The following is a 24,227-nucleotide window of genomic DNA, read 5'->3' on the forward strand; positions in this document are numbered from 1 at the left end:
CCGCCCACGTCGGCGGGGTGCGGGCAGCCCGCGCCCGCGGCGGACGGGTCACACAGGCGGCCCGTGCGGCGCGCCCGGGCCCGCACCGTCCACACTTACGGATGTGCTCGTACTCCTCCTCCTGACCCTCCTGTGCGGGTTGGCCGTGGGTCTCGCGAGGGGCGGAACCCTGGACGCCCTCAGCCGCGTGTACATCGCCCGGCCCCTGCTGTTCGTCGGAGTGGTGGCGGTGCTGGCCTTCGGCCGGCTCGTCGGCCCCCTGCACAGCCCGGCCTGGATCCTCGCCTCGGCCGGCCTGCTGGCCTTCGCCCTGACCAACAGCCGGCTCCCCGGCCTCCCCCTGCTGTGCGCCGGCGTGGTCCTCAACGCGGTCGTGATCAGCGCGAACGGCGGGGACATGCCCGTCTCGGAGTGGGGCGCCGACCGCGCCGGAGTGCCCGTCGAGGACATCAGGTCCTCCGGTTTCCACACGGTGGCGGATTCGGGCACGTCGCTGCGCCTCCTCAGCGACATCCTCCCGCTGCCCACCCCCGCCGTTCCGGCGGTGGTCAGTCTGGGAGACGTCCTGATGGCCGCCGGCCTGGGGCTGTTCGGCGGGGTGGCCCCGGCGCGGGCACGCCGGACCCTGCAGGCACGGCTGGCGGCCAACCTCGGCCGGCCGCGCCGGACCACGCCGGCCCCCTTCGACCCGGATCCGCAGGGATACGGGGACAGCGACAGCCGCGCGCCCGGCCCGCACGACGGGAACAGCCTCGACGAGGACCCGCACGACGAGCTGGACGACGACGAACTGGACGACGACCCCGCCGACGACGACGACCCGGCCGATGCCATCGTTCTCGAGGACGATCCCGTCGGCGACGGGCCAGGCCACCTCGGACCAGACCACCTCGCACCGGTCGGCCACGAGCCGTCCGGGATGGTGCCTGACCAGGAGCCGCCGCCGGGTGTCCGGGGCGCCGCCGTTCCCGTGGGCGGTGCCGTTCCCGTGGGTGCCACCGCGGCCGATGACGGCCGGTCAGCCGCCGGTCCCGGGGGCGACCGCCCCGCGGCCAGCCTCTCTGCCGACGGTGGCGCAGGCGACGGAAGCCCCGAGAGCGGCGCTGGGGCGGATGACGCTGGCACTGGCGGCCGTCCCGGAACCAGCAGCACCGCCGTCAGCGGTCCGCCGGGAGAGCCCGAGGGACGCCGAGCCTGAGGGATTCCGCGGTGGCGACACCCGCCAGCCCGTCGACTGAGCCCGTCCTGACGACCCGCAGCCGCGAGCTGGCAGTATGTGGCCGACGGAGGAAAGGAGGCCACCATGGCGAAGAAGAAGCGCAAGCGGCGCGCCAGGGCCAAGCACAAGGCCAACCACGGCAAGCGTCCGAACACCTGACAGGCGGCCCGGGCGGGCCGGGGCGGCAGCTGTGCTGTGCCCGGCCAGGCCCGCCCGGGCGCTGCGCCACCCGTCCCCGGGTCAGGCGCCGCCGGCGTCGGCCGTCGCGGTCGCGGCGGTGAGCCGGCCGCGGATCCAGTCGACGGTGTTGCCGAGCCCCGTGTCGAGGCCGACCTGCGGGCGCCAGCCCACCTCGCGCCCGGCGAGGTCGACGTTCAGCGAGATGTGCTGCAGCTCGCCGGGGCGGGCCGGGGCGAACTGCGGCTCGTCCGGCACGCCGACCAGGCGCGCGACCCGTCGGTGCAGGTCACGGACCGTGGTCTCGACCGACGTACCGATGTTGAGCCGCCGGCCGTTGGCAGCCTCGGCCGGCAGGCAGCGGGCGAAGGCGTCCGCTACGTCGCCGACGTAGACGTAGTCACGGCTGGTGCTGCCGTCACCGAAGATCTTCGTCGGGCGCCCCTCCAGCATCGCCGTACCGAAGATCGCCACCACCCCGGCCTCGCCGTGCGGGTCCTGCCGCGGGCCGTAGACGTTGCCCAGGGCGAGCGCTGTGGTGCCGAGCCCGTAGGTCGCACGGTAGACGTTGAGGTACAGCTCCCCGGCGGCCTTGCCCGCCGCGTACGGCGACTCCGGCGCGGGCGCGGCCGACTCGCCGACCGGGAGCACCGTCGGAGTCCCGTAGATCGAGCCACCGGACGAGGTGTGTATCACCTTCGACACCCCGGCCAGCCGGGCCGCCTCGAGCACGTTGATCGTGCCGAGGACGTTGAGGCGCGCATCGTGCAGCGGATCGGCCACACTGATCCGGACGTCGATCTGCGCGGCGAGATGCGCGATCACATCCGGCCGGACCCGGGCGACGAAGTCCGCCAGGTCGGAAGCGGTGATATCGCCACGCTCGAACGAGAAGCGAGCGTCCGACGCGGCCTGCGCCAGGTTCTCCAGCCGCCCGGACGACAGGTCGTCCAGGCCGACGACCTGGTGACCGTCAGCAAGCATCCGATCGACGACGGTGGAACCGATGAAACCGGCCGCGCCGGTGACGAGGATACGCACGCCCCGGAGCCTAACCGCCACCTTCGGGTGGCCTGCGCCCGCGGTGCGCAGCCCATCCGGAGCCCCTGGACGGCCTCGGCGACCCGGCGGCCACGGGTGCGTCCCCGGGGCCGGGACCCGGCCCGGTGACTCGGCCCGGTGACTCCGGCCCGCTGCCCGGCGGTTACTCCGGGCGGAACTCGACCGCGTCGGCGCCCGAGCGGGCCGCCCGCAGCCGGGCCATGACGCTGAGCCGCAGCGAGTCCGGCGCGCGCTCGCCGCCGCAGGTGCGGGCGACGAGCATCTTCACCTCGTGCTCCACGCCGAACTCACGCAGGCACGGCGAGCACTCGTCCAGATGCGCGCGGATCAGGTTGTGGTCGGAGCCGTTGCACTCGCCGTCCAGATAGAGAAAGACCGCATCGAGTACCTTCCGGCAGTCGATGTTGTGGGAAGCTCCGCAGCTCACGACCCACCGCCCTCGTTCTCGCCGGTCCCGGCCGGCACAAGGCCCCGCTCCAGTGCGTAGTGCTCGAGCGACTTGCGCAGACCCCGCCGACCACGGTGCAGCCGGGACATGACCGTTCCGATCGGCGTGCCCATGATCTCGGCGATCTCCTTGTAGGAGAACCCCTCGACATCGGCGAGGTAGACCGCCATCCGGAAGTCCTCGGGAAGTGCCTGGAGCGCCTGCGTGATGTCGCTGTCGGGCAGGTGCTCCAGCGCCTCCGCCTCGGCGCTCTTCAGCCCCGTGGAGGTGTGCGACTCGGCCTCGGCCAGCTGCCAGTCCTCGACCTGCTCGGTCGGGCTCTGCAACGGCTGCCGCTGCCGCTTCCGGTAGGTGTTGATGAAGGTGTTCGTCAGGATGCGGTAAAGCCAGGCCTTGAGGTTCGTGCCCTCCTGGAACTGGTGGAACGCCGCAAACGCCTTCACGAAGGTCTCCTGAACGAGATCCTCCGCGTCGGCGGGATTGCGTGTCATGCGCAACGCGGCCGCGTACAGCTGATCGAGGAACGGCAGCGCGTCGCGTTCGAAACGCGCGCCCCGCTCCTCCACGGTCTCGTCGTTGGTCCCGTCGACCAGGATCACTTCCTCACCATGCCGTGCGCCGGCCCGTGGGCCGGACGCCGCCCCGCCGGTGACCGCCCGGGCGAACCTTCTCTCCGCGCCGGACGATACCCCCGCCGTGGGCCGCGCGCGTCCCGGTCCGCCGGGGGGGCCGGCGTGCGAGGGTCTGGCCGCGCGGTGTTCTGCCGGCGGCGACGCCGGAATGCCGTGGTGGTACCTCATCGAACCTCCGTGCCGCGGGCCCGCCCAGGGCCACACCACCTCGGTGCGGCCCGGCCGGACCAGGCATCAAGCGCTTCCTCCTCGGCAAACCCGCGAACGTCAGCCGCAATTCCCGGTTCCCCGCCGCGAAGCTGGGTATCAGAGGTAAACGTGAGCGCATATCGGGGGTGTGGCCTGCCCGCCTCCCAGGCACCTGCCCACGGGCAGGCCCCGTCACCGGGCCTGGTCCTGTCATCGGGCCTGGTTCTGCCACCCGGCCGGGCTCAGGCTCCGGCGGCGAGCAGGTGGCCGAGCAGCCAGGTGGCACCGACGTCCGCGGCTTCGACCGTCACGTCGTCCACGGTCCGGGCGTCCCGGAGCCGTACGCGGAACGAGTGGTCGGCGCCCGCCACGACGTGCAGCGACACAGCGTGGGCCGGGTCGGCCGGCGCCGGGGCGGGCTCGGGGGTGCCGAACGCGTCCCGCTCTCCCTGGACCACCAGCACCGGAACACCCGCGCCGGCCAGCTCGGGGGCACGCGAGGGCCGCCCACCCGGTGGCAGCAGGGGAAAACCCAGCGCCAGCACGGCGCGGGCCCCGACGGCGCGGGCGCACCGAACGGCCACCCGCGATCCCATCGAGGCGCCGGCCAGCCCCAGCACCGCGGGCCGGCCCAGCACCTCGATCGCGGCGGTGAGCACGGCGTCCAGCCGGGCCGGGCGGTCCGGGGCACGCCGGCCGGCCACCCGGTAGGGCATCTCCAGCGCGGCGACGCGCACACCGGCGGCCGTGAGGCGGCCCGCGAGCGCCGTCAGCACCGGAGTGTCGGTGCCACTGCCCGCTCCGTGCAGCAGCACCACCGTCGCGCCGGGCCGGGTCGGGCCGGCGGCCAGCGCGGGAACCGTGCGCAGGCGTCCTCCGTCCACATCTACGGGGGACTCGACATCCACGGAGACGGCGGGTAGTGCCACGCCGTGTTCTCCGTTGCCCGAGCCACTCCGGAGGGACACTGCGTGGTCGGGCTGAACATCTGTCAGAATTTCACCGTGCGTGTGTGACTTGCCTCGCATCATTACCCCTCGAAGGGTAGGAACGGTCAATGCTGTCTGGCGCCGAAGCCGACGCTCACTCGTCCCGGGCGAACACGCTGGTCTGTGAGGCCCCGGCCGACAGTGACGACCCCTACTGGGCCTTCTACGAGGAGGTCGCCTCGGCGCAGCTGCGGGAGTGGCTGCCCACCGAGCCGGTCCGTGTCCTCGATGTCTCGGGCCCACGGGCCAGATTCGCACGCCAGATGGTCGCCGCCGGCCACGAGGTGGTGCGGGTGGTCGGCAGCCTGAGCAGCGTCGACGCGCCCGGCGAGAGCGGACCGGCGCCCGGTCCGGGCCGGCTGCGGCGGGTCGTCGGCGACGCCCGCTCGCTCGACTGGTTCCGCCCCGGCGCCTTCGACGCGGTCCTCGCCGAGGCCCGCGCGCTGTCGTTCTGCCTGGCCACCGAGACCACGCTGGAGGAGATCCACCGCATGCTGCGGCCCGGCGGCCGCCTGCTGCTGTGCGTCGACTCGCTGCTGCTCGGCCTGGCGCGGCTCGCCGAGCAGCACCGGTGGGCAGAGCTGTCAGACGTCCCGCGCGCGGACGTCGTGCTCGTCCCGGCCGAGGACGGGACCATCACCCGCTGTTTCTGGCCCGAGGAGCTGCGTGCCCTGCTGACCAGCGCAGGCCTGGAGGTCGACTGGATCCGTCCGCGCACGGTGCTCTCCGCGGAGGCCGTCCGGCGGGCCGTGGCCGAGGACGTCTCCTGCTTCCCCACCCTCGTCCGCACCGAGGTGGAGCTCGCCGCCGAGCGCGAGGGCGAGTCGATCGGCATCCATCTGATCGCGTCGGCCCGCCGGCCCGACTGACGCCCGATCCGGCATGCTGGCAGGGTGACCACCACCACCCACGCGCAGCGTGAGCAGATCGACCCGTGGCCGGCACCGGTGGCGACCGGGCCGATCCGGGCCACTGTCGCCGTCCCGGGCTCGAAGTCGGGTACGAACCGGGCGCTCGTCCTGGCCGCGGTGGCCGATGGCACGTCCCGGCTGCGGGCGCCGCTGCGCTCGCGGGACACCCTGCTCATGGCGGGCGCGCTGCGGGCGCTCGGCGCGGAGGTCACCGACGCGCCCGGGGCGCCGGGCGCCTCCGCCGGCCCCGCCGAGGCGGATCTGGTCGTCACCGGGCCTCTCGGCGTGATCAGCGGCGGCGCGGCCACGGTCGACTGCGGGAACGCGGGGACCGTCGCACGCTTCACGCCGGCACTGGCCACGCTGGCCCGCGGCGACGTCCACTTCGACGGCGATCCGCGGATGCGGGAACGCCCGCTCACCCCGCTGCTCGCGGCGCTGCGCGGCCTCGGGGCGCGCATCGACGGCGACCTGATGCCCTTCACCGTGCGGGGCGGCGGCGGCATCCCCGGTGGAACGGTGACCGTGGACGCGTCGACGTCCAGCCAGCTGGTGTCCGGGCTGCTGCTGGGCGCGGCCCGCTTCGAGCGCGGGGCGACCGTGACGCACGCGGGCCACCGGCTGCCGTCCGGGCCGTACCTGGACATGACGGTCGCCGACCTGCGCGCTGCCGGTGTGGTGGTGCACGTCGATGATCCGACCGCCGCGGGTGGCCGCGGTGCCGAGGCCGACCCCGGCGCGGCGCCGTCGACCCGGCGCTGGCGGGTCGAGCCGGGCGGGCCGCAGGCACGCGACCGGGTGATCGAGCCGGATCTCAACAGCGCGGCCGCCTTCCTCGCCGCGGCGGCCGCCACCGGCGGCCAGGTGACGATTCCGGGCTGGCCGGAGCGGACCGAGCAGCCCGGCCGGATGTTGCCCGACCTGTTGGTGGCGATGGGCTGCCAGGCGGAACTGGGCCCCGAGGGCCTGCGGGTCACCGGCGGCGGGCGCCTCAACGGCATCGACGTCGACCTGTCCGACTTCGGGGAGGCCGCGCCGGTTCTGACCGGGCTCGCCGTGCTGGCGGAGTCGCCGTCGCGACTGCGCGGCATCGCCCACCTGCGCCTGCAGGAGACGGATCGACTGGCCGCGCTGGCCAGCGAGCTCGGCAGGCTCGGCGCCCGGGTCGCCGTCACCGAGGACGGTCTGCGGATCGACCCGGCGCCGCTGCACGGCGCCCGCCTCGACCCGCACGCCGACCACCGGCTGGCGATGACCTTCGCCGTCGTCGGCCTGGTGGTGCCGGGCGTCACCGTCGACGACATCGCCACGACCGGAAAGACCGTCCCCGATTTCGCCCGGATGTGGACGACGATGCTGGCCGGCTGACACCGTGGCACGCGAGTTGGACGAGGACGACGTCCGGACCCGGCCGGGCCGGGGATCCCGGCCGCGGACCCGGCTACGCCCCGACCACGCGGACGCGGCGGGAGCCGTCGTGGTCGCCGTGGACCGGGGCCGCTACACCTGCCGGCCAGCGACGGGCGCTCCCTTCGTCGCCGCGGTGCGCGGCGGGTCGATGCGCCGGACATCCGTCGTCGTCGGCGACCGGGTCGAGCTGGTCGGCGACCTGTCGGGTCAGCCGGGTTCGCTGGCGCGCATCGTGCGCCGCGACGAACGGAGCAGCCTGCTGCGGCGCACCGCCGACGACACCGACCCGGTCGAGCGGCCGATCGTCGCCAACGCCGATCTCCTGGTGATCGTCTGTGCCCTGACCGATCCCCCGCCGCGCACCGGGCTGATCGACCGCTGCCTGGTCGCCGCGTACGACGGCGGCCTCACCCCGGTGCTGTGCCTGACCAAGGCGGATCTGGCCGACCCCGGGCCGGTCCGGGAGTCGTACCAGCCGCTCGGGCTACCCGTCGTCACCACCCGGCCAGCGGGCGATCTCAGCCCGCTGCTCGCCCTGCTGCAGGACGCGACCAGCGTGTTCTTCGGCCACAGCGGAGTCGGCAAGTCGACGCTGGTGAACCGCCTGGTCCCGGACGCGGACCGGGCGATCGGCGTGGTGAACGCGGTGACCGGACGTGGCCGGCACACCTCGTCCGCCGCCGTCGCGCTGCAGCTCCCCGACGGGGGGACGGTCGTCGACACCCCGGGCATCCGGTCGTTCGGGCTGGGAGCCGTCCAGCTCAACCGGGTACTGCTCGCCTTCGACGATCTCGCGGCGGCGACGGCCGACTGTGAGCCCGGCTGTGATCACCTGACCTCGCCGGACTGCGGTCTCGACGAGGCCGTCCGCCAGGGCCGGGCCGACCCCACGCGGGTGGAGAGCCTGCGGCGGCTGCTCACCGCCCGGGTGACGCCCGGCTAAGCCTCTGCGGCCACACAACCCCGGGCGTCCCAGCACAGCACGCGGCCCAGCAGGGCTAGCGTCGGTCATGTGATCAACAAACCCTGCCCCGGACAGAGTGATCATGCTATGGCGGCACCTAGTCTCGGGCTGTGATTGATCAAGGTACGCTGCCGCGCGCGGCCGAGTTCGCCCGCGTCGCCAGACGCCGGCGCCGGCAGCCGATGGAAGCCGAACGCGAGATCCTCCGCGCCGCCACCGAGATGATCGGATCCGACACGGGCGCCCCGATGACCGTCGCCGCGCTGATGTCCCGGACGGGCCTGGGCCGCTCGGCGTTCTACGCCTACTTCCGCGACCTCCCGGACCTGCTGCGCCGACTCCTCCATGAGATCGAGGGCGAGCTGGCCGCGACGTCCGCCGGCTGGTTCGACGGCACCGGCGACCCGGTCGAGGACTGCCTGCGCTCCACCAGCGTCCTCGTCGGCGTCCACCGGCGGCACGGCCTGGTGCTGAGCGCCATCGCGGAAGCCGCCGCCGCGGACCCCGACCTCGCGGCCCGCTACCGGCAGATGGCCGTCGACGGGTTCGCGGACGCCGTGACGGAGCGGATCAGCCGGGAACACACCCGTGGGCGGGTCACCGCCGAGCAGGAGCCGCAGAGCGCGCGGGCGCTGATGGCGATGACGGATGCCTACCTGCGCGAAACTCTCGGCCGCCACCCCCGGGCCGACCCCGTCGACGTGGTGAGAACGCTCACGCTTGTCTGGACCCAGGCGCTCTACGGACGGGCGCCCGCCGACGGGTACGCCCCGCCGGCGCGCGCCGGAACCGCTGGAACAGGCGCCCCTGGCACAATGCGACCCTCCGATGAGCCGGTGCCGCCGCCGGCCGGGCCGGCGGGGCCTGATGAGGCCGGAGCACCGCGGCCGATCCCCGGACGTCGAAACTCGTAGTCTTCCCTCGTGACTCCGTCAAACCCGAGCCCCGTCAGCACCAACCCGGTCGGGGCGGTCGACCCCGCCGGCTGGATCGCCGATGACCTCGCCCTCGCTCTGAGCCTCGCCGACGCCGCCGACCGGATCACCCTCTCCCGCTTCCAGGCGGTGGACCTCCACGTCGAGTCGAAGCCCGACAACACCCCGGTCTCGGACGCGGACACCGCCGTCGAGTCCATGATCAGAGAACGGCTGGCCGCCGCGCGCCCCGGGGACGGGGTGCTCGGCGAGGAGGAGGGCCTCGTCGGTGAGAACACCCGGCGGCGCTGGATCCTCGACCCGGTCGACGGCACCAAGAACTTCGTGCGCGGCGTGCCGGTGTGGGGCACGCTGCTCGGCCTCGAGGTCGACGGCGAGATCGTCGTCGGAGTCGCGAGCGCCCCGGCGATGAGCCGCCGCTGGTGGGCCGCCCGTGGCACGGGCGCCTTCACCCGCGACGCCACCGGGGACACCCGGGCGCTGCGGGTCTCCTCCGTTGCCCGGCTCTCGGACGCGTTCCTCTCCTTCGCCTCCATCGAGGGGTGGCGCACAGCGGACCGCCTGCCCGAGTTCCTGAGCCTGGCGGAGCAGGTCTGGCGCAGCCGCGCCTATGGCGACTTCTGGTCGCACATGATGGTCGCCGAGGGCGCCGTCGACCTCGCCTGCGAGCCGGAGGTCTCGCTGTGGGACCTCGCCGCTCTGCAGATCATCGTCGAGGAGGCCGGCGGCCGGTTCACCGATCTGCGCGGTCAGCGCGGGCCGGCGGGGGGCACCATCCTCACCACGAACGGTCACCTGCACGACCTCGCGCTGCGGCACTTCACCAGGTGACCGGCCGGGCGGCGGGGCACGTGGTGGCGCGAGGGGCCATCCGGCGATGGTGATCGGTTTCGCGCACCGCGGCTCCCCCGGCCGGCTCCAGCGGGAGAACACCCTGCCCGCCTTCCGGCGGGCGCTGGCCGCGGGCGCGAACGGCCTGGAGTCGGACGTCTGGCTGACCGCCGACGGCATCCCGGTGCTGCGGCACGACGCTGCCCTGGGCCCGCCCGGGCCGCGGCGGCGGCGGGTGACCAGCCTGCGCCGCGAGGCGCTGCCCGGGTGGATACCGAGCCTGGCCGAGCTGTACCAGGACGTGGGCTGGGGCTACGACCTCAGCCTCGATCTGAAGGGCCACCCGGCGGGGATGTCCACCACGGATGCGGTGAACGCGGCCCTCGCCGCCGCGCGGGCCGCCGGTGGCACCGCGGCCGTCACCCGGCTGTGGCTCTGTGGACCGCTGTCCGAGCTGCGGGCGTGGCGGCGGATCGACAGTGACGTCAGGCTCGTCAACTCCACCTCCGCCGCAGAGGTGGCCAGGCACGGTGGCGGCGCGGCGTACGCGGCCGTCCTGCGGGCGGCGGGCGTCGACGCCCTGAACCTGCGTGCCCGGGAGTGGGCGCCGGCTCGCGCCGGGATCGTGGCCGACCTGCACGCCGCCGGTGTGGCCGCCTTCGGCTGGGACGCGCAGTCGACGGCGACGCTGCGTCGGCTGCGCGGGTACGGCCTGGACGGTCTGTACTCGGACCGTCTGCAGCGCCTGGTCGATGTCACCGCGGCACCGCCCATGCCGCAGGAGCCGCCCGCCCGGAAGGCACCGTCGTCTCCGGGTTCCGCCCGCGACGGCTGAGTCAGCGGCGGCTGTGTCAGTGACGGCTCGGTCAGCGCGACGGCCTACCCCCGCACGGGCGCCTGCGCACCACGGCACCGGGGAGCCACGGGGAATCCCGGTCGCCCGGAAGCGCACACCCGTAATAGACCGTGGCCACGCGCCGACGAGCAAAGAGTCACCCGATTGCGGTGACGCAGTCTGAATGTGACTGTTCCACTACCCGAACGATTGACCTGGCCAGCCCAATTCGGCGAAGTACTCGGATGGGCGTGGGTTCGAACCGCACGCCTTGACGCCGTACACGATGAGACACCGAGGGACCGACACGCAGGGACGTATTGTTGACACCGTCGGCAACCAGTACCACACGCCCCGCACTACAACCACGACCATGTCGGCCCGGGCGCGCGGAACCCGGCCGACCGGCAAGAGTCCGTGACATCACGAGGACATCACGACTGCCGGATGAACGACCGGTCAGTCCTCTCCCGCCACTTTGAGCATCTGCGCGGGAAAGCCTGTCCGTTCCGCGACGTTCTCGACGGAGTAGCCCTGCTCCACGAGGTCACGAGCTTGTTCGAGGGTCCAGCCCCGGCCGGGATCCACCCGACGGACGACCACCTCACTCGCCTGATGATGTTCCTGCGGCCAGCTCAGTCGCGCACGGCGTGCCAACGGTCGACCTCCGAAGTTTTGACGGACATTCGCGTTACGAACCAAGGATAAGCCAGATACGCACCTTCCCGCTCCATGAACTTCGCGATAGCGGCCGCACCGGAGTAATGCGCAACCGGGCACCGGCGACACCCGGCCGCCCTGGCACCATCATCGCTGTCACCGGACACGCAAGCCACCTGGCCCTGCCGACAACACGGGAGTGAGACAAGTGTTGCGGGCGAGGCGGGTCACGCGGTGGGATGTCTGATGGACATGTCCACTTAACTTGTCCGGTCGGTACTTGTCCGGTCAGTTCTTGTCCGGTAATGTCCACGGGCGGTCCCAGACGGATGAGGACAACTCCGACCGAGTCAGGCGCCATCAACGGCGCCTCATCCCGCAGCCCTCACGCCCCAGCCCTCATCCCGCAGGCTCCTCTTCCCACGGCCGACCCGGGCCCGCAGCCACCTCAGGCCGCGGGTACCTATGCCGCACAGTACCGCCGGAGCCGCCGCCGCAGTGTCGGCCGGAGGTCACCTGCCGGGCCGTCGGTTCCGCCACCGCCCGCCCTCCCCCTCGGACCGGCCCCGGCTGCCCGACGGACCGGCCCTATCTGCCGGACAGGCCTGGGCCTCCGGTGCCACCCGGCCTGTACTGGCGGCCGGCCCCGGCGGCCGGCTGCGGCTCGTCCCCCTCGCCACCGTGCGAGCGCAGCAGCGTCCGCCACTGCCGGTCCGAATGGCTGGCGGGACTCGTCGTCGAGAGGAAGTCCTCCAGCACCGCCCGGAACCGCGCCGGGTCGGCATGGTGCGGAAAATGACCGGAGTCCGGGAAGATCTCCAGCCGGCTTCCCGGCATGGCCTGGTGCGCGATCCGGGCGTGTTCCACCGGGATGACGCCGTCGTGTTCCCCCCACACGATCAGGGAGGGCATTCCCGCCGCGAGATAGCACCGGTCCAGCATGGTGATGGCCTGACCCTGCCCGTCCACGGCGGCGCGCAGCGTGCGCAGGAACGCCCGGCGTGCCGTCGGGACCTCGAGGGACGCGAAGACACGCATCAGGTCATCGGCGTCCCGGCCGACATCGGTGTGCGCCAGCCGCAGCGCGTTGACGACAACCGACCCGACCCGGCGGGCCGGCGGACTCGCAAGCAGCGAAAGCGCCTGCCCGGCACCGGGCGCGGTCGCGGCCCGCAGCAACGGGTGCAGGTCCGGCCCGACGCCGCCGGTGGAGACCAGCACGAGCCGTTCGCACCGGGCGGGAAACTGATAGGCGAACTGCATCGCCACGCCCCCGCCGAGCGAATGGCCCACGACGGTCACCCGCTCAATACCGAGGATGGTGAGCAGATCCCGCATCCCGCAGGCATAGCCGGCGACGGAGTAGTCGCCCCGCGGCTTGTCCGAGGCGCCGTGCCCGAGCAGGTCGGGCGCGACGACCGTGTGGTTGCGCGCCAGCGCGGGGATCAGCTCACGCCAGGTTCCCGAGTTGTCGCCGATGCCGTGGATCAGCAGCAGCGCCGGGCCGCGGCCGGCCCGCAGATAGGCACGGCGATATCCGTGCACGGTCACGAAGCGCGGCGCCAGGCCGCTCCCCACCGCCCTGGGCTTCCGTGCGACCACCTGGTCCACTTCCCGACTCCCGGCCACTGTCCGTCACCCCGCCACCGCCGCCCGGCCCTGGAATTCGACGTTGTGCATCACATGCTTGATGCGGGTGTACTCCTCCAGGCCGTAGACTGACAGGTCTTTTCCGTAACCGCTCTTTTTGAAACCCCCGTGCGGCATCTCGGCCACGATCGGAATATGCGTGTTCACCCACACGCACCCGAAGTCGAGCCGGTTGGCCACCCGCATCGCGCGGGAGTGGTCGCTCGTCCAGACGCTGGACGCGAGCCCGTACTCGACGCCGTTCGCCCAGGCGACGGCCTCGTCCTCGGACGTGAACGCCTGGACCGTGACAACCGGGCCGAACACCTCCCGCTGCACCAGCTCGTCCTGCTGTCGCAACCCAGTGATCACCGTGGCCGGGTAGAAGTAGCCAGGCCCGCCCAGCGGCGCCCCGCCGGCGAGCAGGCTGGTGTGCTCCGGCCGGCGCTCGACGAAGCCGCTGACCCGCTCCAGCTGGGCGGCGCTGTTCAACGGCCCGAAATCCGCGTCGGCAGTGACGCCCGTGGCCGCACCGGCGTCAGCGCCCGCGCCCGCGCCTGCGCCGGCACCCGGTCGGGAGGGCGGGCCGGTGACGGTGCCGCGCGCGGCTGCGGCGAGCGCGGCCGCCAGCTCGTCGGCGATGCCCGGACCGGCGAGCACCCGGGTGGCCGCGGTGCAGTCCTGACCGGCGTTGAAGTAGGCCGCGCCCGCGATCGCGGTCGCGACGGCGGTGGGGTCGACGTCGTCGAAGACGATGACGGGGGCCTTGCCGCCCAGTTCGAGCTGCACCCGCTTGAGCGTGTCCGCGGCCGCCCGGGCGACCTCCATGCCGGCCCGGACGCTGCCGGTGACGGAGACCATCGCCGGGCCGGGGTGGGCGACCATGTCGCGGCCGGTGTCCCGGCCCCCACAGACCACGTTGAGCACACCCGGCGGCAGGAACTCACCAGCGATCTCCGCGAGCAGCAGGGAGCTGAGCGGCGTCGTCTCGGCCGGCTTGAGCACGACGGTGTTCCCGGCGGCGATCGCGGGCGCGATCTTCCAGACCGCCATCATCAACGGGTAGTTCCACGGGGTGACCTGGGCGCAGACGCCGACCGGCTCCCGCCGGACATAGCTGGTGTGGCCCGCGAGGTACTCCCCCGCCGAGCGCCCCTCCAGCAGCCTGGCCGCACCGGCGAAGAACCGGACCTGGTCGACCGACGGCGCGATCTCCTCGTCCAGGGTGAGCTGGCGTGGCTTGCCGGTGTTCGCGCACTCCACCGCGGCGATCTCGGCCGCCCGGCTCTCGATCGCGTCGGCCAGGCGCAGCAGCGCACGGGAGCGCTCGGCGGGCGTCGTGCGGCGCCACTCCTCGAAGGCCTCGCCGGCCACCCGGACCGCCGCGTCGACGTCCGCGGCCCCCGAGGCGGGCGCGTGGGCGAGGAGCTCGCCGGTGGAGGGGTCCAGCACCGGCGCGACCCGACCGTCCACGGCCGGCACCGACTTCCCGCCGACGAGGTTGTACAACGTCCGCACCATGGGCCTTCTCCCTCCACCACGGACCCGTGTGCACCTCGGGTCCTGAGGCTTCTACCCACCGCAGTCGATGCTTCCACGGTCCGTCGCGCACCGGCAGCGCGTCCGCCCGGCTTCTGCCCGGTCGCGGCCTTGCAGACGGCCCCGGGGCGAGGCCCGCGGACGAATGGTGCGACCCTGGGCGGTGTCTCGGCCCGCGTCGTCCCGGGCGCGCCGATCAGAGCATGGTGGCCGCTCCGGGGCAGTGGGAGACGACGGCACCGTGAGCGACAGCGAGACACGCACGGACACGCTCGTCAGCCCTACCGGGTGGTCCCTGTGGTCCGATGCCCCGACCCCGACCCCGACCCCGACCCGCCAGCCGCGCCCGCCCCGGCCGAGGGCCCGCGGCGCACTCACCGCCGACGTGTGCGTGGTGGGCGCCGGCTACACCGGCCTGTGGACCGCCTACTACCTGGCCATCACCCATCCCGCGCTGCGGGTGGTCGTGGTGGAGAAGGAGACCGTCGGTTTCGGGGCCTCCGGCCGCAACGGCGGCTGGTGCTCGGCCCTGTTCCCCGCCACCGCCCTGGCCGCGCAGATGCGCCCCGCCCTCGCCGACACGGTCAAGGAGATCGGCGCTGTCACCCGGGAGGAGGGCATCGACTGCGACTTCACCCGGGCCGGGCTGCTCACCGTGGCGACCACCCCGGCGCAGGCCGCCCGGTTGCGCCGGGAGGCCGGCCCCGGCTGGCTGGGCGCCGCCGAGGTCGCCCGCCTCGTCCGCGTGGCCGGTGCCGAGGGCGGGGTTCTGGACCCCGACTGCGCCGCCGTGCATCCCGGCCGCCTCGTACGCGGGCTCGCGGACGCCGTCGAGCGCCGCGGGGTGACCCTGTTCGAACGCAGCCGGGCCCGCCGCATCGTGCCCGGGCGGGTGGTTCTCGACGACGGCGTCGTGCGGGCGGACGTCATCGTGCGGGCCACCGAGGCGTACACCACCGCGCTGCCGGGCGCCCGCCGCGACGTCGTACCGGTGTACTCGCTGCTGGTCGCGACCGAGCCGCTCCCACCGGCGGTGTGGGACGAGATCGGCTGGGAACGCCGCATGACCGTCGGCGATGCCCGGCACACCGTCAGCTACGCCCAGCGGACCGCCGACGGCCGGATCGTCCTCGGCGGCCACGGCGGCCACGGCGGCCACGGCGGCCACGGCACGCCTTACCACTTCGGGTCGCGGGTCCGTCCCTCCTTCGACGTCGAGCCGGCCATCTTCGACCAGCTCCGCCGGACCCTCGCAACGCTGTTCCCCGCCGCCGCGCAGGCCCGGGTCACCCACCGCTGGGGCGGGCCGCTCGCCGTCCCCCGGGACTGGACACCGGTCGTCCACCTCGACCGCGGGACCGGCCTGGCCCACGCCGGCGGCTACGTGGGCGACGGGGTGACGGCGAGCGCGCTCGCCGGCCGGACGCTGGCCGAGCTGATCACCGGGCGCAGCTCGGAACGCACCGGCCTGCCCTGGGTCGGGCGCGACCGGCGGCGCTGGGAACCCGAGCCGCTGCGGTGGCTCGGCGTCAACGGCGGTGCGCTGCTGGCCGCGGCGGCCGACGCCCGCGAGAACCGCACCGGCCACCCGTCCCGGCTCGGCACCGTCGTCACAGCTCTCACCAGCGGCCGCTGACAGCGTTCCACCGGCCACCGGCCACCGGCCACGGCCACCGGCTGGTCTGCCGGCCGTGGGGCCTGTCAGCCGTGGGCCGCGAGGTCTCCCGCCATCGCGTCGAGGCTGTCCAGGTAACGGTCGACGTCCGCGTCGGTGTGCTGGACGGACAGGGTCCACTCCTCCTCCCGGCCGGGCGCCATGAGCACCCCCCGGTTCGCGTTGTAGAGCCAGGCGAGCTCCGGCAGAGCAGCGTTCTGGTGGGCCATGAAGGAGGTGTAGTCCCGGATCGGCGCGTCGGTGAAGTGGACGCAGCCCTTGGAGCTGATCCCCACCGCGTAGCCGGCCAGGCCGTGCCGGGCCAGGATCTCCTCGCAGCCCGCCAGCAGGCGGTCGTTGAGCTGATCCAGGTGCGCATAGGCGTCGCCGGTGAGGACCTCCTGCAGGCTCGCCCGGGCCGCCGCCATCGCCAGTGGGTTGCCGTTGTACGTCCCGACCTGCTTCACCCTGTCCTCGGCCACCACCGCCATCAGCTCCTCGGTGGCACCGATGGCGCCGGTCGGCAGCCCGCCGCCGAGCGCCTTGGCCAGAGTGACCATGTCCGGCGTCACGCCGAACCGCTCGACCGCGCCGCCCGCGGCGACGCACAGGCCGGTCTTGACCTCGTCGAAGATGAGCACGATGCCGTGCCGCCGGGTGATCTCACGGACGGCCTCGAGGTAGCCGGGCTCGGGCAGCACCACGCCCAGGTTCATCATCGCCGCTTCCATGATCACACAGGCGGGCGGACTCCCCTCGGCCTCCAGCGCCTCGATCCGGCGTTCCATCGCCGCGGCGTCGTTGAACGGCACCGCCACGGTGAGCTCCACGACCGCCTCGGGGATTCCGGCGCCGTAGCTGAGGGAGTTCATCCGGTCCGCCGGGCCGATGTCGGCGTAGGGGGTGCCGATCGACACCATCACGTAGTCGTGGTGGCCGTGGTACGACCCGAAGATCTTGACGATGTGGTCACGACCGGTCACCCCGCGGGCGATCCGGATCGCGTCCATCGTCGCCTCCGAGCCGGAGTTGACGAACCGCCACTGCGGCAGCCCGAAGCGGCTGGCCAGCTCCTCGCTGACGATGACCGAGTCCTCGGTCGGCATCGCGAAGTGGGAGCCGAGGGCGATCCGCTCGGTGACCGCGCGCACGATCGCCGGATGGGCGTGGCCCTGCACCATGGAACCGAAGCCGTTGTGGAAGTCGGCGTACTCGTGGCCGTCGACGTCCCACACCCGCGAGCCCCGGCCGTGGGTGAGATAGATCGGCCACGGATCACGCGCCTGGTAGGAGGACGGGACGCCGCCCGTCATCGTCCGCGCGGCACGGGCGTGCAGGGCGCGCGAACCCGGGGTGCGCTCCTGCAGGGCACGTTCCTCGCGCTCCCGCAGGCGCACGGCGATGTCGTCGGGCCCACCCGGAGGTGGGGCTGCCGGACGGTCCGTCCGGGGGATCGCCCGGGGGGTCGCCTGCGGGGTCGTGGACGTCGCGTTCGGCACCATCACCGCACCCTTCCCTGCTCTCGACTACCGAAAGCGTAGCCCCGGAGCACATTTTGCGATGGAATCGATAGAAAGCAAGCGTCACAAAGACCGCATCCAGATCAGCCCCCACCCGGCCATACGATGACGCGCAGCGAGTACCCGCCCCACGATCGGCGTCCGTCGGACGAAGCATCCAGGAGGATGTCGCGTGCAGTCACGCAGGTCGTCCGGTCAGCGCCAGGCGCCTGAGCCGCTGCTGGACGACATCAACAAGGCGATCATCGAGCAGCTCCAGCAGGACGGGCGCCGTTCCTACGCGGCGATGGCCACGGCCGTCGGGCTGTCCGAGGCGGCGGTCCGTCAGCGGGTCCAGCGCCTGCTCGACGCCGGGATCATGCAGATCGTCGCCGTCACCGACCCGCTGCGGGTCGGCTTCCGGCGCGAGGCGATGGTCGGCGTGCGGGTCTCCGGCGACACCCGGGAGGTTGCCGAGGAGCTCGCCCGGCTGCCCGAGGTCGACTACGTCGTGCTCACCGCGGGAGCGTTCGACATCCTGATCGAACTGGTCGCCGAGGACGACGAGCACCTGCTCTCGCTGATCAACGACCAGATCCGCGCACTGCCCCAGGTCAGGGAGACGGAGACCTTCGTCTACCTGAGGCTGGTCAAGCAGACCTACGCCTGGGGCGCACGATGACCGGACGTGTCGGGCTCGCGACCTGAACCATCACCAGGCAAGCACGGAGACACCGAGCAACCATGAAGAGCCAACAGGAGTCCAACGTGTCGCGAAGACTGGTTGGTTCCGGCTCGAACGATGAGGAGACCATGGCGCTCGTCCACCATGACCCGCGGGACGGCATCCTGATCACGAAGATCGGGCAGGCGGAGATCACCGTCCGGCCTGAGCCGCCTGCCAGCACCGGCGCCGCGCCTGTTGTCCTGCTGCGCGTCGACGCCCCGATGCTCGAAAGCCTGGCCGCCGCCTACCTCGACCCCGACGAGGCCCGGTCGCTGGCCCGCGCGCTGCTGCGGGCGGCCGACCAGCTGCGCCCGGCCAGCCCCTGGCGGACGCCCGAGCGCCCGACCGGCTGACCGCGCGGCCACCCGGCTGCGCCTGGACGCCCGGCCACCCGGACGCCCGGCCACCCGGACGCCCGTCGCCTGGCCGCCCGTCGCCTGGCCGCCCGGCTGGTTCTGGGTGGGGGTCGAGTGCTGCCGTTACGGTGAAATTCACGTGCAGTCAGCGGATATCCGCGCCACGCTGCCGGAATGGCAGAGTCGTCCGCGCGCCTGGCCGGTCCCACCAGCTCCGCGCTCAACTCCGGCGACGAGGAGGAGCAGGCCGCGGCCCCGAGCGACCGCCGCAACGCCGGCTTGCACTCGTTCCTCGCCCACATCTGGACGTTCCGATGGCGCGCGGTGGCCGTTCTGGGCGTTTTCGCCATCGCCAACCTGTTGCTCGCGGTCGTGCCGATCTTCGCCGGCCGGCTCGTCGCGGCACTGGCTGCCACACCGGTCGACCGGGACGCTGCCCTGTTCGGTGCCGGAGTGCTCATCGGATTCGGCGTTCTGCACGACATCTTCTGGCGCAGCGCCGAGCTGCTGTGGGTACGCCTGATCCTCGATCGTGGGTACGAGTACGAGGACCTCGTGTTCACCAAGGTGATCACGCAGCCGTACCCCTATTTCGTTGGCACCTTCACCGGAAAGATCAGCAGTTACGCGGGGACTCTCGGCCGGGAGTACCGGCTGTTCCTCAACTCGGTGTACTGGGAGTACTGCGGGCAGATCGTGCGGCTCCCGACGCTCGCGGCGATCATGTTCACGGTCAACGTGCCGACCGGCTTCGCCTTCGCCGGCGGCCTGGCGCTGATGCTCCTGCTGGGCCGGCTGACAGTGCAACGGGTGGCTGCCCGGGAGCGGGCCGCCGCCGACGTGTCCTCCGACGTCGAGGGCCACACGATCGATGTGATCGCGAACTTCGTCGCAGTGAAGTCGTTCACGCGGGAGGCGGCCGAGTCGGCCGGGCTCCGGGCCAGGCGGCGTGGCCTGTCCCGGGTGGCCGCCTCGTCCTACCGGTGGAACTTCCTCTATTTCGGGGCGATGAGCGTTGTCGTCCGCTACGTCCTGTGGCCGACGACAATTCTGTTCAATCTGCATCTCTATCTGAACGGAAATCTCACACTCGCGCAGTTCGCCACGTTCCTCACCGCACTGATGGCCTTCTCGGAGTACATCTGGGGCACCGTCTGGTTCGTTTCCCAGCTGAACCTGCAGCTGGCCCGGGTCGAGGAGGCCTACCGCTACCTTTTCGGCGCCCGCGACATCATCGACGAGCACCGCCGGGCGGCACCGCGGGAGGAGACCAGCCACCCGCCCGCCTACACCCGCTCGCTGCGGATCGACAACCTGCGCTTCGCCTACCCGGACGACCCGGCCCGGCCGATCCTCGACACCATCAGCCTGGAGGTCGCCCGTAACGAGAAGATCGGGATCGTCGGCAGGAGCGGCAGCGGAAAGTCGACGCTGCTCAAACTGCTGCTGGGCTACTACCCGCTGCCCCCCGGCACGCTGTGCGCCGACGGCACCCCCATCGACGACCGGCAGCTCGCCCGGCTGATCTCCTACGTCCCACAGGACATCACGCTCTTCCACCGCTCGATCCGGGACAACATCATCTACGGCACTGCCGAGGAGGCGGCGCCCGAGGAGGTCGAGGACGCCGCGCGCCGGGCCCACGCCCACGAGTTCATCGCCAGCACCAGGGACGGGTACGACACGCTGGTGGGCGAGCGGGGCATCCGGCTGTCCACCGGGCAGCGCCAGCGCATCGCGCTGGCGCGCGCGTTCCTCAGCCCGGCCCCGATCCTGGTGCTGGACGAGGCGACCAGCGCCCTCGACAGCGAGAGTGAGCGACTCGTCCAGGACGCGCTGGAGGATCTGTGGGCCAGCCGGACGGTGATCGCCATCGCGCACCGTCTGTCGACACTGCTGACGATGGACCGGATCGTGGTGCTGGAGGGCGGCCGAATCGCCGAGCAGGGCTCACATGAGGAGCTGCTCACCCAGACCGGGCTTTACCACCATCTGTGGAACCGGCAGAGCGGTGGCCTGATCGGCGGCCGGGATCTGGCCGCGGGCCCGGTTGTGCCCAGCCCGCTACACACGCCGAAAAAGAATATCCCCCAGAAGCCTGAGCTTCTGGGGGATATTCCCTTTGGTAGCGGGGGCAGGATTTGAACCTGCGACCTCTGGGTTATGAGCCCAGCGAGCTACCGAGCTGCTCCACCCCGCGTCGGTGTGTGTCTTTACTATACAGGGACGGTTGGCCCAGGTGTCAAATGAGCGGGCCTACTAATTTCCCGGCCTCCCCTCCCCCGACCCGACGCTCCGTACTCCGCTGGTCCTGGGTCCGGGGTCCGGGCCCAGGCCCCAGTGAACGGCGACGGGCCGGCGGCCTGGCTGGAGCCAGGCCGCCGGCCCGTCGATCCGATCGATCCGCTGCCGTGAGCTCAGCCGGGGCTGCCGGTCGGCGCAGCCACCGGGCGGATCGCCGCCGGCACCGCGCCGACCGCCTGCTCGACGACACCACCCGTCCCACGCACCGGCTCCGCCGGGTCCCTCGGGGCCGCCGGGGCCGCCGAGACCGTGGGCGCCGGCGCCGCGGTGGGCTGCGCCGTACCAGGTGAGGCCGGGGGCGCTGTGGTGGGCGGAGCCGCCGTGGGCGCGAGAGCCCGGAGCCGACCGAGCGCGTCCTGCAGGTCCCTCTGGGCCGTGCCGTAGGCGCCGAAGTCCGGCGGGGTCTTCGCCAGGGCCTTTTCGCCAGCCCGGTACGCGGCGTCGGCGTCGGCGATGGCACCCGCCAGGTCGCCGCTCGAGGGCGAGGACGGGGCGGGCGGATCCGATCCGGATTCGCCCTCGCCCTCCTCCTCGCTCTCGTCACCGGTGGTCGGGGCCGCCGAGGTCCCGGCGCCGGCCGCCGACGCTCCCGCCCCGGGGCCGAAGACGTCGTCCAGCGCGTCGGCCAGCGAGGAGCCGAAGCCGATCCGGTCCCCGAAGGCCACGGCCACCCCCTGCAGTGTCGGGTACCCCGTCGACCCGCGGGCCTGGACGTAGTAGGGCTCCACGTACAGCAGGCCGCCTGCGACGGGCAGCGTCAGCAGGTTGCCCTCGATCGTCTGTGAGCCCGCACCACGCCACAGGGTGAGCCGGTTGGCGACGTCACCGTTGGACTCGATGGCCCCCTGTACCTGCACCGGCCCGTTGATCGTGTCGCCGGGTGGCAGCTGGAGCAGGGTGAACCTGCCGTAGTTGTCCGGATCCATGGAGACCGCCATGTAGGCGGCGAGCTTGGACGACCGGGCCGAGATCAGCGGCGAGGTCAGGTTGTAGGACGGAGCGTCCCGCCCGGGCAGCTGGCTGTACACGTAGAACGGCGGCTGCGGCTCACCGGTGTCGTCCGGGGACTGCGAGACGTTCCAGAAGTCCTCCTGGGAGTAGAAGTCCCGGGCGCTGTCCACGTGGTACTGGCCGATCAGGTCCCGCTGGACCTTGAACAGGTCCTCCGGGTAGCGCAGGTGCGCCATGAGGGAGGGCTTGATGTCCTTCTTCGGCTTGACGGTGTCCGGGAACGCCTTCATCCAGGTCCGCAGCACCGGGTCCTGCTCGTCCCAGGCGTAGAGGGTGACCGTGCCGTTGTAGGCGTCCACCGTCGCCTTCACCGAGTTCCGGATGTAGTTGACCTGGTTCGGCGGCTGCTGGGTGCGGTTGCGGCTCTGGGTTGTCACCGCGTCCGCCGTGACGTCCCCGAACGTCCGCCGTGCCGAGTAGGGGTACCCGTCCGACGTCGTGTAGCCGTCGAGGATCCAGGTGACCCGCCCGTCGACGACCGCCGGGTACGGGTCGCCGTCGAGGGTGAGCCAGGGCGCCACCTTGCTGACCCGGTCGCGCGGGTTGCGTTCGTAGAGGATGCGCGAGTCGCCGGTGATGTCCTTGGAGAGCAGGATGTTCGCCTCGCCGAAGCGGAGCGCGAACAGCCCCCGCCGGAAGCTGGAGCCGATGGAGACGCCGCCGTCGCCGTCGTAGCTCGTCGTGAGCTGGGTGTCGTTGGGCCCCGGGCCGTCGATCTCCGCCTGGCGGGTGCCGACGATCGAGTACTCGGGCGACATCTCGCCGAAGTACACCCGGCTCTCGGCGACGTCCAGGTCACCCGTCTCCGGGAGGTTACGCTCGGTGAAGGCGGGACGGCCCTCATCGGCGGTGTTGGAGGGCGCCGCGACGAAGCCCCGCCCGTGGGTGTAGGTCAGGTGCTCGTTGATCCAGTTCCGCTGGTCCTCACCGAGCCCGGCCTGGTTGAGCTCACGGACCGACACGACGTAATCCCGGGTCGTGTCCTTCCCGTTGACCGTCGTGGTGTAGCGGTCGACGTCCAGGGTCTGTGGGAAACCGTAGTAGCCGCGGATCTGCTGGAGCTGCTGGAACGTGCCCGACATCTTGCTCGGGTCGAGCAGCCGGATGTTCGGCACCGTTCCCTTGTCCGCCGCGATCTGCTCCGCGGTCGCGTCCGTTCGCGCCGAATAGGGCTCCGGTTTGACGTCCTGGATGCCGTAGGCCGATCGGGTGGCCGCGATGTTGCGGGTGATGTAGGGCTCCTCGCGGGAGGCCTCGTTCGGCTTCACCTGGAACTGCTGGACGATCGCCGGGTAGATGCCGCCGATGACGACCGAGGAGAGCACGAGGATTCCGGCACCGAGCAGCGGCAGCGTCCAGCCCCGCTGGAAGATGTTGTAGATGAACAGCACCGCGCAGGCCAGCGAGATGAACAGCAGGATCAGCTTCGCCGGCAGCACGGCGTGCAGGTCGGTGTAGGACGCCCCCGTCGACACCCCGCGGGAGGAGAAGACCAGACCGAACCGGTCCAGGTAGTAGGCCCAGGCCTTCAGCAGCGCGACCAGCCCGAGCAGCACCGAGACGTGCGCCTTCGCCGCCGGCGCGACCCGCTCCCCCGCCGACTGCAGCCGGATGCCCCCGAACAGGTAGTGCGTGAGCACCGTGACCAGCAGGGAAAGCAGCACCGCGGTCAGCAGGAAGGCGAGCAGGAAACGCTGGAACGGGTAGCTGAAGGTGTAGTAACTGATGTCGCGGCCGAACTGGGCGTCGACCTCACCGAAACGCTCGCTGTTGATCCACAGCAGCCACGTGCGCCACCGCCCGGACGCCGACAGCCCGGCGACGAGGCCGAACAGTGCCGAGACGGCCAGGAGAACCGGCAGCATGAACGGCTCGATGGCCACCCGGTAGCGCTCGAGGTTCTGCTGCTCGGTCGACAGCGGGCGGATCGGTGGGCGCAGTCTGTACGCGAGTACTATGTTCGTTCCCACGGCAATTGCCATCACGGCACCGAAGAGAACGAACAGCAGTATTCGCGTGAACACCACGGTTCTGAAGACGTTGCTGAAGTCCACCGAACGGTAGAACAGAAGATCCGTGTAGAGACGGGTGTAGACGCCGACTCCCACGAGGATCAGGACCAGGACGCCCACCACCGGCACGAGCAGGCGTGTCCGTGTCAGCAGCGGTCTGCGACTGGTTCCTGCCACTAGCTCCTCCGTCCGTTCCTGACGCGGCTGCCCGCCTTCAGGGCAACCTACGCCAGC

General features: G+C 72.2%; 21 protein-coding genes and 1 tRNA gene. 12 read left to right on the forward strand and 10 right to left on the reverse strand.

Translation table 11 applies throughout. The features are described 5' to 3' along the window. Positions 1-145: 145 nt before the first annotated feature. The gene (locus AB1460_RS02305; protein WP_368958865.1) at positions 146-1,198 is read left to right on the forward strand and encodes a DUF5317 family protein; all 1,053 of its coding nucleotides are present in this window, start codon (positions 146-148) and stop codon (positions 1,196-1,198) included. A gap of 105 nt (positions 1,199-1,303) precedes the next feature. Next, positions 1,304-1,378: a 50S ribosomal protein bL37 gene (locus AB1460_RS38330; RefSeq protein ID WP_369809780.1), complete on the forward strand. Its 75-nt coding sequence runs from the start codon at positions 1,304-1,306 to the stop codon at positions 1,376-1,378. A gap of 81 nt (positions 1,379-1,459) precedes the next feature. Here AB1460_RS38330 and AB1460_RS02310 read toward each other — a convergent pair whose 3' ends face one another. The 4 genes from AB1460_RS02310 to AB1460_RS02325 form a co-directional block, all read right to left on the reverse strand. Next, complete coding sequence (locus tag AB1460_RS02310) at positions 1,460-2,437, reverse strand: NAD-dependent epimerase/dehydratase family protein (RefSeq protein ID WP_368958866.1); 978 nt, start codon at positions 2,435-2,437, stop codon at positions 1,460-1,462. Between the two features lie 163 nt (positions 2,438-2,600). Next, complete coding sequence (gene rsrA / locus AB1460_RS02315; RefSeq protein WP_368958867.1) at positions 2,601-2,885, reverse strand: mycothiol system anti-sigma-R factor; 285 nt, start codon at positions 2,883-2,885, stop codon at positions 2,601-2,603. Then, positions 2,882-3,706 (reverse strand): sigma-70 family RNA polymerase sigma factor, encoded by an 825-nt coding sequence (locus AB1460_RS02320; protein WP_368958868.1) that lies wholly within the window; start codon positions 3,704-3,706, stop codon positions 2,882-2,884. The genes rsrA and AB1460_RS02320 overlap by 4 nt, the downstream gene beginning before the upstream one ends. 263 nt (positions 3,707-3,969) lie before the next feature. Then, positions 3,970-4,611, reverse strand: a complete 642-nt coding sequence (locus AB1460_RS02325) for an alpha/beta family hydrolase (RefSeq protein ID WP_420497170.1) — start codon at positions 4,609-4,611, stop codon at positions 3,970-3,972. 173 nt (positions 4,612-4,784) lie between these two features. On the opposite strand from AB1460_RS02325, the gene AB1460_RS02330 reads away from it, so the two are divergent. The 6 genes from AB1460_RS02330 to AB1460_RS02355 all read left to right on the forward strand — a co-directional run bounded on the left by AB1460_RS02330 (position 4,785) and on the right by AB1460_RS02355 (position 10,602). Continuing rightward, positions 4,785-5,585 carry a methyltransferase domain-containing protein gene (locus tag AB1460_RS02330; RefSeq protein ID WP_368958870.1) on the forward strand — a complete coding sequence of 267 codons (801 nt, stop codon included), beginning with the start codon at positions 4,785-4,787 and terminating at the stop codon, positions 5,583-5,585. Positions 5,586-5,609: 24 nt separating this feature from the next. Then, positions 5,610-6,995: a 3-phosphoshikimate 1-carboxyvinyltransferase gene (aroA, locus tag AB1460_RS02335; protein ID WP_368958871.1), complete on the forward strand. Its 1,386-nt coding sequence runs from the start codon at positions 5,610-5,612 to the stop codon at positions 6,993-6,995. Positions 6,996-6,999: 4 nt separating this feature from the next. Further along, positions 7,000-7,980, forward strand: a complete 981-nt coding sequence (gene rsgA / locus AB1460_RS02340) for a ribosome small subunit-dependent GTPase A (RefSeq protein ID WP_368958872.1) — start codon at positions 7,000-7,002, stop codon at positions 7,978-7,980. Between the two features lie 131 nt (positions 7,981-8,111). Continuing rightward, positions 8,112-8,915 carry a TetR/AcrR family transcriptional regulator gene (locus tag AB1460_RS02345; RefSeq protein WP_368958873.1) on the forward strand — a complete coding sequence of 268 codons (804 nt, stop codon included), beginning with the start codon at positions 8,112-8,114 and terminating at the stop codon, positions 8,913-8,915. A 9-nt stretch (positions 8,916-8,924) separates the two neighbouring features. After that, a complete protein-coding gene (hisN, locus tag AB1460_RS02350; protein WP_018634494.1) occupies positions 8,925-9,767 on the forward strand; it encodes a histidinol-phosphatase in 843 nt (280 codons plus the stop codon). Positions 9,768-9,813: 46 nt separating this feature from the next. Beyond that, a complete protein-coding gene (locus AB1460_RS02355; protein ID WP_368958874.1) occupies positions 9,814-10,602 on the forward strand; it encodes a glycerophosphodiester phosphodiesterase in 789 nt (262 codons plus the stop codon). 459 nt (positions 10,603-11,061) lie between these two features. Here the strand turns inward: AB1460_RS02355 and AB1460_RS02360 are convergent, their stop codons facing one another. The 3 genes from AB1460_RS02360 to AB1460_RS02370 form a co-directional block, all read right to left on the reverse strand. Beyond that, positions 11,062-11,259: a hypothetical protein gene (locus AB1460_RS02360; protein WP_084691931.1), complete on the reverse strand. Its 198-nt coding sequence runs from the start codon at positions 11,257-11,259 to the stop codon at positions 11,062-11,064. 591 nt (positions 11,260-11,850) lie between these two features. Continuing rightward, positions 11,851-12,873, reverse strand: coding sequence for an alpha/beta fold hydrolase (locus AB1460_RS02365; protein WP_368958875.1), 1,023 nt, complete (start codon positions 12,871-12,873; stop codon positions 11,851-11,853). Between the two features lie 24 nt (positions 12,874-12,897). Further along, positions 12,898-14,412, reverse strand: coding sequence for a gamma-aminobutyraldehyde dehydrogenase (locus AB1460_RS02370; RefSeq protein WP_368958876.1), 1,515 nt, complete (start codon positions 14,410-14,412; stop codon positions 12,898-12,900). 259 nt (positions 14,413-14,671) lie between these two features. Here AB1460_RS02370 and AB1460_RS02375 point away from each other — a divergent pair, with 259 nt between their 5' ends. Continuing rightward, positions 14,672-16,066, forward strand: coding sequence for an NAD(P)/FAD-dependent oxidoreductase (locus AB1460_RS02375; RefSeq protein ID WP_368958877.1), 1,395 nt, complete (start codon positions 14,672-14,674; stop codon positions 16,064-16,066). Between the two features lie 65 nt (positions 16,067-16,131). Here AB1460_RS02375 and AB1460_RS02380 read toward each other — a convergent pair whose 3' ends face one another. Next, positions 16,132-17,586, reverse strand: a complete 1,455-nt coding sequence (locus AB1460_RS02380) for an aspartate aminotransferase family protein (RefSeq protein WP_368958878.1) — start codon at positions 17,584-17,586, stop codon at positions 16,132-16,134. Positions 17,587-17,776: 190 nt separating this feature from the next. Here AB1460_RS02380 and AB1460_RS02385 point away from each other — a divergent pair, with 190 nt between their 5' ends. From AB1460_RS02385 to AB1460_RS02395, 3 genes are all read left to right on the forward strand, one after another. Beyond that, positions 17,777-18,265, forward strand: a complete 489-nt coding sequence (locus AB1460_RS02385; protein ID WP_368958879.1) for an Lrp/AsnC family transcriptional regulator — start codon at positions 17,777-17,779, stop codon at positions 18,263-18,265. Positions 18,266-18,396: 131 nt separating this feature from the next. Continuing rightward, positions 18,397-18,663: a DUF6907 domain-containing protein gene (locus AB1460_RS02390; protein ID WP_018634502.1), complete on the forward strand. Its 267-nt coding sequence runs from the start codon at positions 18,397-18,399 to the stop codon at positions 18,661-18,663. Between the two features lie 177 nt (positions 18,664-18,840). Then, positions 18,841-20,811, forward strand: a complete 1,971-nt coding sequence (locus AB1460_RS02395; RefSeq protein WP_368958880.1) for an ABC transporter ATP-binding protein — start codon at positions 18,841-18,843, stop codon at positions 20,809-20,811. Here the strand turns inward: AB1460_RS02395 and AB1460_RS02400 are convergent. Then, a tRNA-Met gene (locus AB1460_RS02400) sits at positions 20,790-20,866 on the reverse strand. The genes AB1460_RS02395 and AB1460_RS02400 overlap by 22 nt on opposite strands. A gap of 217 nt (positions 20,867-21,083) precedes the next feature. After that, positions 21,084-24,170: a UPF0182 family protein gene (locus tag AB1460_RS02405; protein WP_368958881.1), complete on the reverse strand. Its 3,087-nt coding sequence runs from the start codon at positions 24,168-24,170 to the stop codon at positions 21,084-21,086. Positions 24,171-24,227 lie beyond the last annotated feature (57 nt).

The sequence above is a fragment of the Parafrankia sp. FMc2 genome, from assembly GCF_041008525.1.
In the GTDB taxonomy this organism is placed as follows: domain Bacteria; phylum Actinomycetota; class Actinomycetes; order Frankiales; family Frankiaceae; genus Parafrankia.

Bases quoted from the DNA above. Each gene is read 5' to 3' on its own strand.
- AB1460_RS02380 (WP_368958878.1), bottom strand. From the start codon at position 17,586: ATGGTGCCGAACGCGACGTCCACGACCCCGCAGGCGACCCCCCGGGCG.
- AB1460_RS02390 (WP_018634502.1), top strand. From the start codon at position 18,397: ATGGCGCTCGTCCACCATGACCCGCGGGACGGCATCCTGATCACGAAG.
- AB1460_RS02355 (WP_368958874.1), top strand. From the start codon at position 9,814: ATGGTGATCGGTTTCGCGCACCGCGGCTCCCCCGGCCGGCTCCAGCGG.
- AB1460_RS02370 (WP_368958876.1), bottom strand. From the start codon at position 14,412: ATGGTGCGGACGTTGTACAACCTCGTCGGCGGGAAGTCGGTGCCGGCC.
- AB1460_RS02330 (WP_368958870.1), top strand. From the start codon at position 4,785: ATGCTGTCTGGCGCCGAAGCCGACGCTCACTCGTCCCGGGCGAACACG.
- AB1460_RS02320 (WP_368958868.1), bottom strand. From the start codon at position 3,706: ATGAGGTACCACCACGGCATTCCGGCGTCGCCGCCGGCAGAACACCGC.
- AB1460_RS02395 (WP_368958880.1), top strand. From the start codon at position 18,841: ATGGCAGAGTCGTCCGCGCGCCTGGCCGGTCCCACCAGCTCCGCGCTC.